The organism is Streptomyces sp. NPDC098789, from assembly GCF_044759975.1.
GTDB lineage: Bacteria > Actinomycetota > Actinomycetes > Streptomycetales > Streptomycetaceae > Streptomyces.
The window spans coordinates 580,777-595,049 of sequence record NZ_JBIWAJ010000002.1; the positions used below are offsets into that span (position 1 = coordinate 580,777).

General features: G+C 72.5%; 15 protein-coding genes and 1 tRNA gene. 4 read left to right on the top strand and 12 right to left on the bottom strand.

What is annotated here, in order from left to right:
* Nucleotides 1-39: 39 nt before the first annotated feature.
* The 3 genes from ACIQWR_RS06905 to ACIQWR_RS06915 are packed head-to-tail and all read left to right on the top strand — an operon-like array spanning nt 40 to nt 4,096.
* Complete coding sequence (locus ACIQWR_RS06905) at nt 40-2,619, top strand: phosphoribosyltransferase (protein WP_404005784.1); 2,580 nt, start codon at nt 40-42, stop codon at nt 2,617-2,619.
* Nucleotides 2,616-3,437: an HAD family hydrolase gene (locus ACIQWR_RS06910; protein WP_399266054.1), complete on the top strand. Its 822-nt coding sequence runs from the start codon at nt 2,616-2,618 to the stop codon at nt 3,435-3,437. Before ACIQWR_RS06905 ends, ACIQWR_RS06910 begins: the two co-directional genes overlap by 4 nt.
* Complete coding sequence (locus tag ACIQWR_RS06915) at nt 3,434-4,096, top strand: O-methyltransferase (protein ID WP_404005601.1); 663 nt, start codon at nt 3,434-3,436, stop codon at nt 4,094-4,096. Before ACIQWR_RS06910 ends, ACIQWR_RS06915 begins: the two co-directional genes overlap by 4 nt.
* A gap of 78 nt (nt 4,097-4,174) precedes the next feature.
* Here ACIQWR_RS06915 and ACIQWR_RS06920 read toward each other — a convergent pair whose 3' ends face one another.
* The 3 genes from ACIQWR_RS06920 to ACIQWR_RS06930 all read right to left on the bottom strand — a co-directional run bounded on the left by ACIQWR_RS06920 (nt 4,175) and on the right by ACIQWR_RS06930 (nt 6,528).
* Nucleotides 4,175-4,396 (bottom strand): zinc ribbon domain-containing protein, encoded by a 222-nt coding sequence (locus tag ACIQWR_RS06920; RefSeq protein WP_354381856.1) that lies wholly within the window; start codon nt 4,394-4,396, stop codon nt 4,175-4,177.
* A gap of 9 nt (nt 4,397-4,405) precedes the next feature.
* Nucleotides 4,406-4,963: a DUF4383 domain-containing protein gene (locus ACIQWR_RS06925; protein WP_404005785.1), complete on the bottom strand. Its 558-nt coding sequence runs from the start codon at nt 4,961-4,963 to the stop codon at nt 4,406-4,408.
* Between the two features lie 320 nt (nt 4,964-5,283).
* Nucleotides 5,284-6,528, bottom strand: coding sequence for a hypothetical protein (locus ACIQWR_RS06930; RefSeq protein WP_404005602.1), 1,245 nt, complete (start codon nt 6,526-6,528; stop codon nt 5,284-5,286).
* Nucleotides 6,529-6,633: 105 nt separating this feature from the next.
* On the opposite strand from ACIQWR_RS06930, the gene ACIQWR_RS06935 reads away from it, so the two are divergent.
* Nucleotides 6,634-6,708 (top strand) — tRNA-Val (locus tag ACIQWR_RS06935).
* 59 nt (nt 6,709-6,767) lie between these two features.
* On the opposite strand, the gene ACIQWR_RS06940 is transcribed toward ACIQWR_RS06935, so the two are convergent.
* From ACIQWR_RS06940 to traB, 9 genes are all read right to left on the bottom strand, one after another.
* Nucleotides 6,768-7,913, bottom strand: coding sequence for a tyrosine-type recombinase/integrase (locus ACIQWR_RS06940; RefSeq protein ID WP_404005603.1), 1,146 nt, complete (start codon nt 7,911-7,913; stop codon nt 6,768-6,770).
* The gene (locus ACIQWR_RS06945) at nt 7,913-8,110 is read right to left on the bottom strand and encodes a helix-turn-helix domain-containing protein (protein ID WP_362123495.1); all 198 of its coding nucleotides are present in this window, start codon (nt 8,108-8,110) and stop codon (nt 7,913-7,915) included. Before ACIQWR_RS06945 ends, ACIQWR_RS06940 begins: the two co-directional genes overlap by 1 nt.
* 172 nt (nt 8,111-8,282) lie before the next feature.
* The gene (locus ACIQWR_RS06950; protein WP_404005604.1) at nt 8,283-9,536 is read right to left on the bottom strand and encodes a DUF3631 domain-containing protein; all 1,254 of its coding nucleotides are present in this window, start codon (nt 9,534-9,536) and stop codon (nt 8,283-8,285) included.
* A complete protein-coding gene (locus ACIQWR_RS06955) occupies nt 9,536-9,889 on the bottom strand; it encodes a hypothetical protein (RefSeq protein WP_404005605.1) in 354 nt (117 codons plus the stop codon). Before ACIQWR_RS06955 ends, ACIQWR_RS06950 begins: the two co-directional genes overlap by 1 nt.
* On the bottom strand, nt 9,886-10,788 hold the full coding sequence (locus ACIQWR_RS06960) for a bifunctional DNA primase/polymerase (protein WP_404005606.1): 903 nt from the start codon (nt 10,786-10,788) through the stop codon (nt 9,886-9,888). The genes ACIQWR_RS06955 and ACIQWR_RS06960 overlap by 4 nt, the downstream gene beginning before the upstream one ends.
* Before the next feature lie 93 nt (nt 10,789-10,881).
* The gene (locus ACIQWR_RS06965; RefSeq protein WP_404005607.1) at nt 10,882-11,292 is read right to left on the bottom strand and encodes a DUF6292 family protein; all 411 of its coding nucleotides are present in this window, start codon (nt 11,290-11,292) and stop codon (nt 10,882-10,884) included.
* Between the two features lie 12 nt (nt 11,293-11,304).
* Nucleotides 11,305-11,487: a hypothetical protein gene (locus ACIQWR_RS06970; protein WP_404005608.1), complete on the bottom strand. Its 183-nt coding sequence runs from the start codon at nt 11,485-11,487 to the stop codon at nt 11,305-11,307.
* An 11-nt stretch (nt 11,488-11,498) separates the two neighbouring features.
* Nucleotides 11,499-11,954, bottom strand: a complete 456-nt coding sequence (locus ACIQWR_RS06975; RefSeq protein WP_404005787.1) for a hypothetical protein — start codon at nt 11,952-11,954, stop codon at nt 11,499-11,501.
* A gap of 210 nt (nt 11,955-12,164) precedes the next feature.
* Nucleotides 12,165-14,249: a plasmid transfer protein TraB gene (traB, locus tag ACIQWR_RS06980; protein ID WP_404005610.1), complete on the bottom strand. Its 2,085-nt coding sequence runs from the start codon at nt 14,247-14,249 to the stop codon at nt 12,165-12,167.
* Nucleotides 14,250-14,273 lie beyond the last annotated feature (24 nt).

The following is a 14,273-nucleotide window of genomic DNA, read 5'->3' on the forward strand; positions in this document are numbered from 1 at the left end:
AAGGGCAAGAAGATCGAAGCGGTGTGGTCGGGAGCAGGGGTGCCGTCGGGCGCCGAGGGGCGGCCGGGAGCCGAGGTGTGGTCCGGGACCTGGGTCGCGGACCGGCTGGGCGTCGCCCTGGAAGAGGCGCAGGCCCCGGCCGGTCCCGGCACCCCGGACGCCCCGGCTCCGGGGCCCCGGCTCGACGAGCTGCTCGGGCTGGCGCTGCGCCGCAACCCCAAGCGGGCGCACCTGCTCGTGTCCCAGGTGCTCGGCAAGCACGTCCCGCAGTCCCCGGCGCTCGTCCACGGCGCCGGCTACGGGCTGGGGCTGCGGGTGCGCGAGCTGCTGGGTGACGCGGCCGCCTCCGCCGTGGTGCTCGGGTACGCCGAGACCGCGACCGGGCTCGGCCACAGCGTCGCCGACGGCCTCGGGGCGGCCCCCTACCTGCACTCCACCCGCCGCCCGGTGCCCGGCGTCGCGCCCGCCGGGGGCTTCGAGGAGGCCCACTCGCACGCCACCTCGCACCTGCTGCTGCCGCAGGACCCGCGGCTGCTGGCGGGCACCGGCCCGCTGGTGCTGGTCGACGACGAGTTCTCCACCGGCAACACCGTCCTGAACACCATCCGTGACCTGCACGAACGCCACCCCCGCGGCCACTACGTCGTGGTCGCCCTGGTGGACATGCGCTCGGCGGCCGACCGCGCCCGGCTCACCGCCTTCGCGGACGGACTCGGCGCCCGGGTGGACCTGATCGCCCTGGCGAGCGGCACCGTACGGCTCCCGGAAGGGGTTCTGGACCGGGGCACGCGGCTGGTCGAGGAGTACGAGTCCCGCACCGCCGACGCGGCCCCGGCGGCCCCCGCGCCCCCCGTCGCCCCCGCGGACCGGATCCGCCTCGACTGGCCCGCCGGGCTCCCCGACGGGGGGCGGCACGGTTTCACGCCCGCCCACCGGGCCCGCCTGGAGGCGGCCCTGCCCGCCCTCGGGGCCCAGCTCGCCCGCGCCCTGGGCGAGCGCCCCGGTCGGGGCCCGGGCCGCGTTCTCGTACTGGGCAACGAGGAGCTGATGTACGCCCCGCTGCGGCTCGCCCTGGCCCTGGAGGAGACCGGCGCCGCCGCCGAGGTGCGCTTCTCCACCACCACCCGCTCGCCCGTCCTGGCCGTCGACGACCCCGGCTACGCGATCCGCACCCGACTGGTCTTCCCCGCCCACGACGACCCGGCCGACGGGCCCGGCGAGCGCTACGCCTACAACGTCGCCGCCGGCACCGCCGGAGCGCGCTTCGACACCGTGGTCGTGGTCGTGGACTCGGTCGGCGACACCCCGGCCCTGCACGCCCCGGACGGCCTCCTGGCCCGCCTCGCCCCGCACACCGACCGGGTCGCGCTGGCCGTCGTACCGTCCTACGCGCCCGTACCGGCGCACGCGCCCGCCCCCGTACCCGCCCCCGTACCCGACGACCGGCGGGAGCCGATCATGCTGCCCGAGCCCCTGCGCGGACCCGCGTTCTCCTCCTACCCGGCCGAGGACGTCGGCTGGCTGCTCCAGGACCTCTCGGACCTGGAGCTGGAGGCGCCCACCGAGGAGCGCGAGGAAGCCATCCAGGCGGGCGGCGCGCACTACGCCGAGTCCCTGCCCGTCGAGTACCAGCCCAGCCCGCAGTACCAGGAGATGTACCGGAGCGCGCTGAGCGCCTCCGCCGCCCGCATCGCGCGCGCGGTCGCCGTGGTCACCGAGACGGTCCTCGCCGAGCGGTCCCCGAGCCCCGTGCTGGTCTCGCTGGCCCGCGCGGGCACCCCGGTCGGGGTCCTCATGCGCCGCTGGGCGCAGCACCGGCACGGCCTGGACCTGCCGCACTACGCCGTCTCCATCGTGCGCGGCCGGGGCATCGACGCCAACGCCCTGCGCTGGCTGGCCGCCCACCACGACCCGGCCGACGTCGTCTTCGTCGACGGCTGGACCGGCAAGGGCGCCATCACCCGCGAACTCAAGGCGGCCCTCGACGCCCACCGCGAGGAGACGGGCGGCCCCGGCTTCGACCCGGAGATCGTCGTCCTCGCCGACCCCGGCGGCTGCGTGTCGACGTACGGCACCCGCGAGGACTTCCTGATCCCCTCCGCCTGCCTCAACTCGACCGTCTCCGGGCTCATATCCCGGACCGTGCTGCGCTCCGACCTGGTCGGCCCGGACGACTTCCACGGCGCGAAGTTCTACCGCGAGCTCGCCGGGGCCGACGTCTCCGTCGACTTCGTCGACACCGTCGCCGCCCGCTTCGACGAGGTCGCCGACGCGGTCGACGCCGAGGTCAAGGAGCTGCTGGCCGCGGACCGTTCGCCGACCTGGGAGGGTTGGGCGGCGGTGGAACGGATCAGCGAGGAGTACGGCATCCACGACGTGAACCTGGTCAAGCCGGGCGTCGGCGAGACCACCCGGGTGCTGCTGCGCCGCGTGCCGTGGAAGATCCTGGCCCGGCGCGGCGCCGGAGCCGACCTCGACCACGTGCGCCTGCTGGCCGAGCAGCGCGGGGTACCGGTCGAAGAGGCCGACGGGCTGCCCTACACCTGCGTAGGACTCATCCATCCCCGCTTCACACGTGGCGCCACGGGCGCCGACGGAAAGGCCGTGTCCTCCAAGTGACCGTTCTGGTAGCCAGTGATCTCGACCGTACGCTCATCTACTCGGCGGCCGCCCTCGGGCTGACCATGCCGGACCCGGTGGCCCCCCGGCTGCTGTGCGTGGAGGTGCACGAGAGCCGTCCGCTGTCCTTCATGACGGAGACGGCGGCCGCGCTGCTCGCCGAACTCACCGCCGACTCCCGCGTGGTGTTCGTCCCGACCACCACGCGCACGCGCAAGCAGTACCAGCGCATCCGCTTCCCCGGACGGCCCGCGCCCTACGCGATCTGCGCCAACGGCGGGCAACTGCTGGTCGACGGCGCGCCCGACCGGGACTGGCGGCGCCAGGTCGGCAAGCGGCTCGCGCAGGAGTGCGCGCCGCTGGAAGAGGTGCACGGACACCTGCTGGACACCGCCGATCCGCTGTGGCTGCGCAAGGCCCGGGTCGCGGAGGACCTCTTCGCCTACCTGGTGGTGGAGCGGGACCTGGTGCCCGAGGAGTGGCTGAAGGCGCTGACCGAGTGGGCGGGGACGCGCGGATGGACCGTCTCGCTCCAGGGCCGCAAGATCTACGCCGTCCCGCGCCCGCTGACCAAGAGCGCGGCGATGCGGGAGGTGGCCCGGCGCACCGGCGCCACGCACACGCTCGCCGCCGGGGACTCGCTGCTGGACGCGGACCTGCTGGAAGCGGCGGACGAGGGGTGGCGCCCGGGCCACGGCGAGCTGGCCGACGCGCGGTGGCACGCCCCGCACGTGCGCGCACTGACCACCGAGGGAGTCGTGGCGGGTGAGGAGATTGTCCGTCAGTTCGGCCGCGCGGTGGGCAGACTGAGCGCATGAGCAAAGGCAACAGCACCAAGATCACCGATGAGTTGTACGCGTACGTGCTCGCCCACAACCCGCCGCTGGACGAGGTCCAGCGCGGGCTGGTCGTCACCACGGCCGAGAAGTTCCCGGACGACGCCGGAATGCAGTCGGCCGAGGAGCAGGGGCCGCTGCTGGCCTTCCTCGTCCGGCTGACGGGTGCCCGTCACATCGTGGAGGTCGGCACCTTCACCGGTTTCTCGTCCCTGTCGATGGCCCAGGCGCTGCCCGCGGACGGCCGGCTGATCGCCTGCGACGTCTCCGAGGAGTGGACGGCGTACGGGCGCGAGGCCTGGGCGGCCGCCGGGGTCGCGGACCGCGTCGACCTGCGGATCGGGCCCGCCCTGGACACGCTGCGGGCGATGCCGTTCGAGGAGCACATCGACCTCGCGTACCTCGACGCCGACAAGCAGAGCCAGATCTCCTACTGGGAGGAGCTGGTCCCGAGGCTGCGTCCGGGCGGCCTGATCGTCACCGACAACACCCTCTTCCACGGCACGGTGCTGGACGAACACGCGACGGGCTCGGCGGCCGGGGTGCGCGCCTTCAACGAGCGCGTGGTGGCGGACAAGCGGATGGAGTCCGTGATGCTCGGCATCTCGGACGGCCTGACGCTGTCGCGCAAGCGGGCCTGAGGGCTCTCCGAGGGCTCTCCGAGGGTGGAGCGGCCGGCGGGGTGGTCGGCTCGGTGATCGCCCCGCCGGACGCGTCGCTCAGCCGCAGCCTCCGCCGCCGCAGCAACCGCCTCCGCCCCCGCCGCCCGCGCGTACGGGCGCGGGGGCGGAGCTGGTGCCGCCCACGGCGACGGCCGACAGCAGCTTGACGGTGTCGCCGTGTCCGGCGGGGCAGCTCGCGGGCGCGGCGGACTCGGCCATGGGCCGGCTGACCTCGAAGACGTCCTCGCAGGTCCGGCAGCGGTACTCGTAACGGGGCATGCGCACAGGCTAAGCGCTCCGGGGCGCCCTCGGGGAAACCGGGACGAAGGCCCGCGCCCGGTCCTCCCTGGCCGCCTGCTCGGGGTGGCGGGCGCGCCAGTACGGATTGTCGTGCGGCAGGGCGCTGCCCACCCGCCCGTACATCCCGAACCACATCAGCATCACGCCGACGACGAAGCTGAAGAGCACGTTCTGGATCCGGAAGGCCAGGAAGTTCAGGCCGGTGTCCAGCAGCGCGAGATTGACGAACCCGCTCGCGATGAACAGCAGGCCCAGCGTGATGTTGAGGGTGGAGGCGAAGCTGCCGCCGATCACCATCCCGAGCACGAGCAGCGCGCCGATGCAGATCGACAGGATGCTCAGCGTGCCGTTGGTGTTCAGGGCGAGCACCGTGTCCCCGCGGGTGTCGAAGAACCCGATCTGGTTGATGAGCCCGAGGATCCCGAAGACGATCAGCAGCAGCCCGGTCAGCCCGGCGCCGACGCGGTAGACCTTGCTGAGCTTGTGATCGGCGGGCAGGTGCTCGTCCAGCTGGGCGTTGACGGGATTGAGCAGCCGGCGCGCCAGCCCGGGGGAGCCCTGTGGGCCGTGGGACGCGTAGGGCTCGTGGGCCACGTAGGGCGCGTAGTGCTCGTGGGCCTCGTGGCACCCGTAGAGCGCGTGGGGCGCGTAGGACCCATCAGGACCGGGGGGCGCGGGGGATGCGGTGGGGGACACGGGGGACACGGGGGATGTAGGGGACACGGGGTCCACCTGCGACTTGCGGGGCCTGTGGAAACTGTGGGCGGCCATGACGCCCTCCTCTGCTCCGTTGCGGCTGCTCCGTTGCGGCACCTCCAGCATCCGCCGATGCCCACAGCCGGACAACCGGGGCCGGGGGCGGGGCCTCAGGCGGTGCCGCGCCGCCCCCGCATCTCGTGGACGACCCCGGCCACGGCCGCCCGTACGCCCTCCATCTCCTGGAGGAAGTGCCAGTAGTCGGGATGCCGCCCTTCCAGCCCGGCCAGCGCCCGCTCCACCCGCGCCACCGCCTCGTCCAGCGGCCGCGCGTGCCGCGGATCGGGCACGCTGCGCCCCTCCATCGCCAGCCGCTGCGCGTCCCGGATCGCGAACCGGGTCCGCTGGACCTCGCCCTCCGGATCCTTGGCCACCGCCTCCAGCCGGGTCAGCCGGTCCTGGGCGGTCGACACGGCCTCGTCCACCGCGTCGAACAGCTCGCGGACGGTGGTGATCAGCTCGCTGGCGTCCTCCCACCGCTGCTCCTGCCGGGCCTGTCCCGCCTCCGTCAGCCGCTGCTCCGCCTGTCGTACGGAGGCCAGCGCCTGCTCCGGCACGTGCTGCAGGTCCTGCCAGCAGTCGGCACTGAACCGGCGCCGCAGCTCGCTCAGCACCGGATCCACCCGGTCCGCACGGTTGCGCAACGCCTGCGCCCGGGTCCGCAGGCTCACCAGCCGGCGGTCCATCTCGGCAGCCCGCTCCGGCAGCCGCGCCGCCTCCGCCCGCACCGCCTCCGCGTCCCGCAGGATCCGGTCGGCGCGCTGCACCGTGGCGGGCACCCCGTGCTGCGCGGCGCCCTGGTTCAGCATGGTCAACTCCGGGCCGAGCGCCGCGAGCCGCGCGGCCAGATCGTCGGCGCGCAGGCCACCGGCCCGTACGGCGTCCAGCGCGTTGGCCGCCGCGAGCAGCGCGGCCTTGGCCCGCTCCCGGGCGGGCGCGACCCGCGCCAGCTGCGACTCGGCGTTGTCCAACAGCGGCCGCAGCCCCTGGTCGAACCGCTCCAGCTCGCCCTTGACCCGCACCAGCTCGTCCCGGGCCCGCTCCAGCTCCCGCTTGGCGCGCGCGGCCACGGCGCCGTCGAGGTCGTCCCGGTCGAGGTCGTGCGCGTCGACGGCCTCGATGTAGACCTGACTGACCTCGTCGATCCGCCGGCCCAGCTCCGCGAACCCCTCGACGGCCCGCCGCCCGGCGGGAGACCCGTCCGCGGCCGTGATCGTCTCTATCGAGATCCGCAGATCCCGCTGAGCGGTGTCCAGCTCGTAGAACGCGGCGGCGGCCGCGTCCTTGGCGGCCTGTGCCTCCGCCCGCCGGCCCTCGTCCCGCCCACCGAACCACCGCCGGGAAGCCGTCGTCACAATCCCTCTCCCGTACCGCGTCCACCATGCCCTGGCCCATTCTCCCCCACGGGATCGCGTTTGCGTCCGGGGTCCGCCCGCCATGTAGGCTGTCCACTCATCCACGGGTGCGTAGCTCAGGGGTAGAGCGCTGCTCTTACAAAGCAGATGTCGGCGGTTCGAAACCGCCCGCGCCCACCAGTACAAAGGCCCCCTGCCGATCATGGCGGGGGGCCTTTGACGGTAGTTCTTGACGGCAATCAGCCCTTCGGGCCCCGTCGCCGCAGCATCCGGTCCATGTGCCCGATCGCCTCCCGCCGCGTCTCCTCCGACACGTGCGTGTAGATGTTCATCGTGACGGCGATCTGCGAGTGCCCCAGGATCTCCATGACCACCCGCGCGGGCACCCCCGCCGCGAAGAGCAGGGTGGCGCACCCGTGCCGGGCGTCGTGCAGCCGGATCCGGGGGAGACCCGCCCCGTCCCCGATCCGCTCGAAGGACCGGCTGATGTTCCGCGGCTCGACCGGGCGGCCGGACCGCGTCGTGAACACGTAGTCGTTCTCCTGCCAGTCCTCGCCGGCGGCTTCCCGCTGCGCGGCCTGGCGGAGCCGCTGCCACCGGAGCGGGGCCACGGTCATGAGCGGGATCGGGATGACCCGGCTCCGCCGGTTCTTCGTGGAGTCCGCGTACAGCTCCTTCTGCACCCGCTGGATCTGGTTCCGCACGGTCAGGGTCCGGCGCTCCAGATCGATGTCCTGCCAGCGCAGCCCCAAGACCTCCCCGCGCCGGAGCCCCATCGTCACGGCCACGACGAAGGCGGCGTACAGCGGGTCCCGCCGCGAGGCCTCAAGGAAGGCGACCGTCTGATCGAGGTTCCAGGGCTGGAGTTCCCGCGGCTGCACCCGGGGCGCCGGTACGAGCTGGACCACGTTCCGGCTGATGAGTTCCTCCCTGCAAGCCGCGGAGATCGCACTGCGCAGCACGCGGTGTGACTCCTTCGCGGTGGCGGCCGACGCCTGGGTCGTCACGGCGGCGAGCATGCGCCGGACGTCCGTGACGGCGAGGCTCTCGAGCCGCTTCGACCCGAGGTTCGGGATCAAGTACCGCCGGACGTGCGTCTCGTACTTGGCGTACGTCGTTTTCTTCCGCTCGCTCCGCACGAACTCCTCCAGCCAGTGCGGCAGCCACTCGGAGAGTCGGGCGGACTTGGTGGGCGTCGGCACGCCCTGGCGGTCCCGGAGGACCAACTCCTGCCGCTTGGTGTCGCACTCTTCCCAGGTCTTGCCGTACACGGTCTTCCGCGCTCGGGTCCCGTCGGGCTGCGGCACGTAGACCCGGGCCTCGTAACGGCCGTCCGAGCGCTGCCAGATGCTGCCAGCGCCGTTCGGATTCCTCTTGCGTGCCATCAGGCTGCTTCCTCCAACTTGTGCTGCATGAAGGTGCGAAGGGAGTCGGCGGGCACGCGACGGGCCCGACCGATGGTGATGCTCGGGAGCTGCTTCGAGCGGATGAGGTTGTAGACCATGAAGCGGCTGAGGCTGAGGGCCTCCATGACTTCCGGGACGGTCAGCGCGATGTGGGTTGTGGGCAAGGGCGAACTCACGACTGCCTCCATGGCGGTGGTGCCGATGGCTTCCTTCGCTCTGGGGGATCCGCAACAGCCGCCACGCCGCAACACCGCAGGTCAGCGGCTCGGATCTGTGGCGGATCGGGATTCTGTGGCGGATCGGTGCCGCCACACGCGGGGATGTGGCGGCACCGGGCGGTCGCGGGGGCTATCCGGCGACGGAGAAGAGCGGTGTGGCGGTTTCCGCGTGCGTGTGGCGGATGGGTGTGGCGGTATCCGCCACGGATTCACCCCCGCTGACCTGCGGTGTGGCGGACGTTGCGGCTGTTGCGGATGTCAGAAGGGGCGGGGGGCAGTACCGCTTCCAGGCGTCGGCGAGGTCCTCGGCGTAATACCCCTTGGGGGTCCCTGACCCGGTACGGATTCCCCGCGGCTGGATGGGCTTGTTGCCGGGGGTGACGTACTGCTTGAGGAGCTTGGCGAGGGTGCGGGAGGTGAGCTGCTTGTCGTCGAGGTCGCCCCAGGGGGCTTCGTCCATGCGGAGGAGGCATTCGAGGATGACCGCGGTGGGGAGGCGGTCGGCTCCGCAGAACACGTGGTCGCGCAGGTCGGTCAGGAGGCGGACGCCGATCGAGGACTCGTCGTTGTCCCGCTCTGCTGCTGCGACGAGTTCGAGGCAGGCGGCGCGGGCTCGGCCGGGCCAGTCGCCCCCGGCCGCGTCGGCGACGGCGAGCAGTGGCTCCCACACGTCAGCGGGCCGGTCCGTGACCCCTTCGGGCATGGTGGGCCAGGCGTCGGAGATCTGTTCGCGGACGCGGTCGGCCCAGGTGGCGAGCCGGTCGCGCAGGGCGTGGCCCTGCTTCTCGTGGGTCCGCTGACGGTAGGACTCGACGGTCTCGTTCGGGGCGCGCTTGCGCATCCGGATGATGACCGACCGGGTCAGGACGGTGTCGGGCAGCGAGCCGAGGCCCGCCATGGCCACGGCGCAGTAGGAGGGGAAGATCTGCGCGGTCTGGTTGGAGCCGTCCCCGACGCAGCGCAGCGCGCCGCCGTTGCGCCGGTAGCCGGCGTTGAGGAAGCCGCGCAGGGCTTCGTCGGGCCCGGCTTTGGGTCCGAAGATGGTGTCGACCTCGTCGAAGAGGACGGTGGGCAGCCCCTCGGGCGCGCCGACGAGCCGGTAGAGCCCGTTGGCAGAGGCGGACACCGTGGTGACCGGCCGCGGGGTGAGGAGTTCGATGATCTCCAGCGCCCGCGACTTCCCCGACCCGGGTTCGGGGGAGAGGAACGCGATCCGGGGCGTGGTCTCGAAGCAGTCGATCAGGTGCGCGTGGGCGTCCCACAGGGCCACGGCGACGTAGGCGGCTTCCCTGGGGAAGATGTTGAACCGGCGGTGGAATGCCTCGACTTCGTCGAGCAGAGCGGCCCCGTCGATGGGGACGACCGTGGGCTTGTGGTCGCTCATCAGGCGGCCTTCCCTTCCTGGAGTGCGCGCAGCTTGCAGTCGGCGCGGTGCTGGTCGTGATCGGCGATCAGGGCGAGGGCGCGTGCCTGTCCGGCGGCGAAGAGGTCGCGTCCGCAGGAGCACCAGGACCGGGCGGTCGGGGTGGTGCCGCGGCCGGGGGCGACGATGTGGAGCCAGGCGACGGGCCGACGCCCGTCGTCGCCGCTCAGGTCAGACCGAAGGGATGAAAGGACGCCTTCGGCGACGACCTTCGGCGCGCTATTGCAGTCCAGGGCGCGCGTCGGTTCGGCGGGGCCGGGGCCGGTGGGGGCCGGGGTGAGGCTCTTCAAGGAGGAGCGGGGGAGGTGGCTCATGCCGCTCGCCTCATCGCGTTGTGGGCGATGGACCAGTTCAGACCGGAGCGGATCGTGCTGCGGCACTCGGCAGCCGGCAGTCCGGTCGACTCCCCCGCCCATTGAAGAGCCTCCTCCACCACGTCCCGGGGAAGGTCGCCCGCGGCGATGAAGCGCCCCAGAGCGCGGGCGGCCCGCAGCAGAGTCCCGTTGCGCTCCCCGGCCGGGGCCGATTCGACCGACGTGGTTTCGGCCCTCAGCGCGGCGCCGGCGTACTTACCAGCACGGTGGATCGCGGGGCGGCCGCTGGGCTCGCGCGGGGCTTGGCGGAGGACGAGCAGGGAGAATAGCCACGCGGGAAGCGGGGCGGGGGCGAGCGGGGTGGTGACTTCGTATGCTCCGGCAGGGGAGACGCTGCCCGGGGCGACGACGTACCCGCCCCACGCCCGGGTGTCGATCAGCCTGCCCAGACGACCGGCCGTGTTCGCCAGCCGGAGCCCTTCCGGGGCGGTGAAGTACAGGTGGGATCCACCGGTGGGCGTCCGCACCGTGAGGGTCGCCGGGACGGTCTGTCCGGCGCGCTCGTAGAGCACTTTGAAGGTGTCCGCGCCGCATGGCGTGTCCGAACTTCCTTTGCTCTTCGGCATGTCGAGGTCGACGACGAGCAGGGCTGAGGGGCCGGTGGCGATGCCGACGTTGAAGGGGAGGCGGTCCCACGCGCGGCGGATCCGGTCCGGGTCGTTGGTGGCCCGGTCCTCCCACTTGCGGTGGCCGCCAGCGCAGTCGCCGAGGGCGGGGCAGTGCTCCTCGCGATGGAGCGCGGGCCGCTTCTGCCCGGGCCGCAGCGGGAACACGCGCCATCCGCGTGCGGCAGCATCAAGCGCGGCAGTCAGCAGCGCGGATGCGGGGTGATGGGTCATGCTGGGTTCCTCCAGTGGTTGCTGGAAGAGAGCGGCCCCAGTTCATTGGCGTGAGTGGGGCCGCTCTCGGCTGTGCGGGCCCCCGCTGTGTGGCTAGCGGGTGTAGGCGCGCAGGAGGTCTTCGAAGCCGTCGTCGTCGGTGTTGGGGTCGCGGTAGTAGCCGCTGAACGTGACGTCGCCGCGGAGAGGGGCCGTGAGTCCTTCGCGGACGGCGGTGGTGATCTCGGCGGGGCTGGGCAGGACGTTGGAGGCCAGGGCGTGGGAGAAGTCGTAGCCGCTGGTGTGTCCGTCGGGTCCCCAGACCAGGCTCCATCCGCGTGCCTCGTCCCAGACCAGGGCCACGTCGTCGCCCGGATAGACGGGGGTGCTTGCGGGGTCGAGGGCGAGGATTCCGGTGCGCGGGTCGTCGGGCTCGGCGGTCCAGTCGCTGACGGTGATGCCCGCGAGGGCGAGGGCGGCAACTACGGCAGCGAGGTAGGGGGAGTGCGCATCGTGGTAGTCCACAGGGCTCATTCCTTAGTGGCGGGTGTGGTCGGTGGCGTAGTCGATGAGGTTCATGGCCTCGCCGGGGGCCACGTGCCGGTAGCGGACGGACACCCGGCATGCGGGGTAGGGGCAGCGGACGGTGCGCTTCCCGGTGAGGAGCGCGACCGCGTCGGAGAGCAGCTCCGACAGCGGCGGGGGCTGGATCGGGTCCATGAGCAGTCCTTTCAGTGGTGGTTGGCGGTGCCGGTGGCGCGGCCGAAGAGGCCGGTGGCGGTGATGTGCTGGGTGATGTGGGTGGCCGGGCGACCGCGGCGGGGCCGGGCGAAGGCAAGGACGGCCCCGGCGGCAATGAGCGCGACGACGGCCCAGAGAGCTTCGGTGAGGGCGATCAGGCCGGGGGCGGCGTAGGCGATCCCGAACCCGGCGGCCGCGATGCCTCCGCCGATGGTCGGGGCGAGGAGCGCGGTGGTCTTCGCCCATGCCGGGATCGGCTGCACGGCCGGGGTGGGCACGGGCGTGGTGGGGTGGGTGTAGGCGAGGGTGCGGTTGCCGTCGGGCAGGGTGACGTACTGGATGCCGGGCGGTATCTCGGCGGGCAGGAACTGGGGGTCGGGGACGGCGGGCGGGTAGAGGATCGCGTCGCCGTACCGGACCGGGGCGGGGACGGCCGGAGGGGTCATGTAGTCGGGCATGAAGGCTCCCGGGGGAAGACCGACAGGACCCCGCCGCGGGTGGCCGGTCCTTGTCGGGGCGGGGTGTCAGGGGTGTCAGGCCGGGTGTCTGGTGGGGGTGTCAGACGCGTCAGACACCCGTCTGACACCCCTCGCGCACGCGTATGACCTGTGTTTGGGGCTCTGTCGCTGTCCGGGGTGTCAGACGCGTCTGACGCGTCAGGCCGCGATCGAGTCGGGGACGATCCGGTACCGGCCGACCTCGTTCGTCTCGGCGAGGCGACCGGCCATGACGAAGGTGGCGACCTGTCCGGAGACCCAGGAACGGCCCCGTCCGTGGCGGTCGCAGTGCTCCATGAAGTCGGCCGGGCCGACGATGTCGCGGCCCTCGTCCTCGAACTCCTCCAGCAGCTCCTCCATCGCCGCCCGCGCCTGGGCGGTGGTGAGCTTCACCGCGGGTGCGTCCGGCGGGCGGGTCGCGAACTGCACGACGTGCTCGACCTCCGGCAGCTCCTCGCTCGCGTCGATGAACTCGCCCTCGTCGTCCTCGTCCTGGACGTCGTGGCGGAACTGCGGGCGCCGCTCGTAGTCCTCGTACTCGCCCTCGGCGTCCTCGTAGTCGTCCTCGTCGTACGTGGCGGGCGCGTGTGCGTGGCGCACGGTGGTCTCCGGCTCGTTGGTGGTGCCGGGCATCGGGTAGCGGGTGCGGGCGGTGAACGCCCGGTCCACTGCGCGGGCTGCTGCTCCGGCGGTGACCGGGTCGATTCGGGCGCGGATGCTGGCGAAGGTGAGGACGACCCAGTGGAGGTAGTCGACGCCGGTCAGGTAGTCGCGGAGCGGGGTGGCCCACCGGTCGTCGGGGATGCCGTTGGCGACGAGGTAGGAGTAGCCGGGCTTCTTGTCCTTCCACACGTGCGGCGCCGCGCCCGCGTCGAGGACCTCGTCGTCGAGGGCGAAGCGGGCGTCCTGCTCGCTGCGGACGCCGTGGACCCAGGAGGATCCGAAGGAGGCGCGGGTGTCGGTGGAGACCTGGTTCCCGGATGCACGCTGCATGGAGATGACGAGGGATACGCCGGCGGAGCGGGCTTCCTGGGCGATGCCGGTGAAGACGTCGTCGTCGGTCTCGCGGATGGTCTTGGCCGCTTCCTCGAACCAGGCCAGGAGGTAGGGCATGCCCGGGGATCCGTCGGCCTGGACTTCGGCGCAGGCCGGGACCCACTGCTTGTACCCGTACTTCGCCATCCACGCGGTGCGGGCCGGGATCACGGCCTTGAGGGCTTCGATCATGGCCTTGGTGGAGGGCATGTCGAGGGCGGCCCAGTCGATCGCCGGGAGCAGCGGGCCCAGGGTCTGTTCGGCCTTGGACGGGTCGGATGCCCAGACGATGACGTCCTTGCGGGTCAGGACTTCGGCGAGGGCGGTCAGGCCGCCTTCGGATTTGCCTGAGCCGGTCATGCCCATGAGGAGGAGCATCATCGCGTTGCGGGCGGCGTCCGGGTCGCCGGGGAACCACAGGGTGACCGGGGTGCCGTCCTCGTAGATCCCGACGACCACGGGGAAGCTGATCGACTCACCCGGGGCGCTGGGGCCGGGGCAGGGGACGGTGTTCTTGAGGAGGTCGAGCGGGACCACGGTGAGCATGACCCGTGACGCCGAGTCGGGGTTCTCCTGGATCCGGATCGCTGTTTTGGGGACGTCGAGGGCGCCCGCGATGCGGGTGATGTTCTTGCTGACGTCGTCTGGGGTCAGCTCCCCACGCGGCAACTGGAGATCGAAGCTGGCCTTGTTCGGGCCGACCTCCGAGCGCAGTACCTGAGTCTTGGCCAAGCCGACTTTTTCCAGGAATCCGCCGTCGGCGTTGGCGGCGGGGCCGTCGACGTTCTTGCGGAGGATCTGGCGGATGTTCCACGACAGGGCGAGTGCGGGGGCGCCGATGAAGTACAGCTCCCCCAGCGGGCCCGCGGCCGGTCCCGCAATCGCCGCGGCGGTGAACCACGTCGAAGCCGCGGCGACCGTAACCGCGGAGTGGAGGCGGCGCTGCTGGGTGGTGGAGCGGCCGGCCCACCACGTCAGCCCGGTCAGGGCGACCGAGGCGAGGGTGAGGCCGGCGGTGACGCCGGGCTGACCGGACCAGAAGTAGTGGGCGGGCAGGGAGGCCAGACCCGTCCCCGCTCCGGCGAGCCACGGCGGAAGGTGCGGCTTGGCGCGGTGCAGCAGGTACTCGCCGATCCCGCCGCCCTCCCCGTGCGCCTCGAACTCCTGGCGCTGCTGGCGGGGGTCGTGGGTGGATGTGGTGTGGGGCATGCTCTGACCTCCCTACGATCAGTG

Coding starts and splice junctions, on each gene's coding strand:
- ACIQWR_RS06915 (WP_404005601.1), top strand. CDS start 3,434: ATGAGCAAAGGCAACAGCACCAAGATCACCGATGAGTTGTACGCGTAC.
- ACIQWR_RS06920 (WP_354381856.1), bottom strand. CDS start 4,396: ATGCCCCGTTACGAGTACCGCTGCCGGACCTGCGAGGACGTCTTCGAG.
- ACIQWR_RS06940 (WP_404005603.1), bottom strand. CDS start 7,913: ATGGCACGCAAGAGGAATCCGAACGGCGCTGGCAGCATCTGGCAGCGC.
- ACIQWR_RS06950 (WP_404005604.1), bottom strand. CDS start 9,536: ATGAGCGACCACAAGCCCACGGTCGTCCCCATCGACGGGGCCGCTCTG.
- ACIQWR_RS06955 (WP_404005605.1), bottom strand. CDS start 9,889: ATGAGCCACCTCCCCCGCTCCTCCTTGAAGAGCCTCACCCCGGCCCCC.
- ACIQWR_RS06960 (WP_404005606.1), bottom strand. CDS start 10,788: ATGACCCATCACCCCGCATCCGCGCTGCTGACTGCCGCGCTTGATGCT.
- ACIQWR_RS06970 (WP_404005608.1), bottom strand. CDS start 11,487: ATGGACCCGATCCAGCCCCCGCCGCTGTCGGAGCTGCTCTCCGACGCG.
- ACIQWR_RS06975 (WP_404005787.1), bottom strand. CDS start 11,954: ATGACCCCTCCGGCCGTCCCCGCCCCGGTCCGGTACGGCGACGCGATC.
- traB (WP_404005610.1), bottom strand. CDS start 14,249: ATGCCCCACACCACATCCACCCACGACCCCCGCCAGCAGCGCCAGGAG.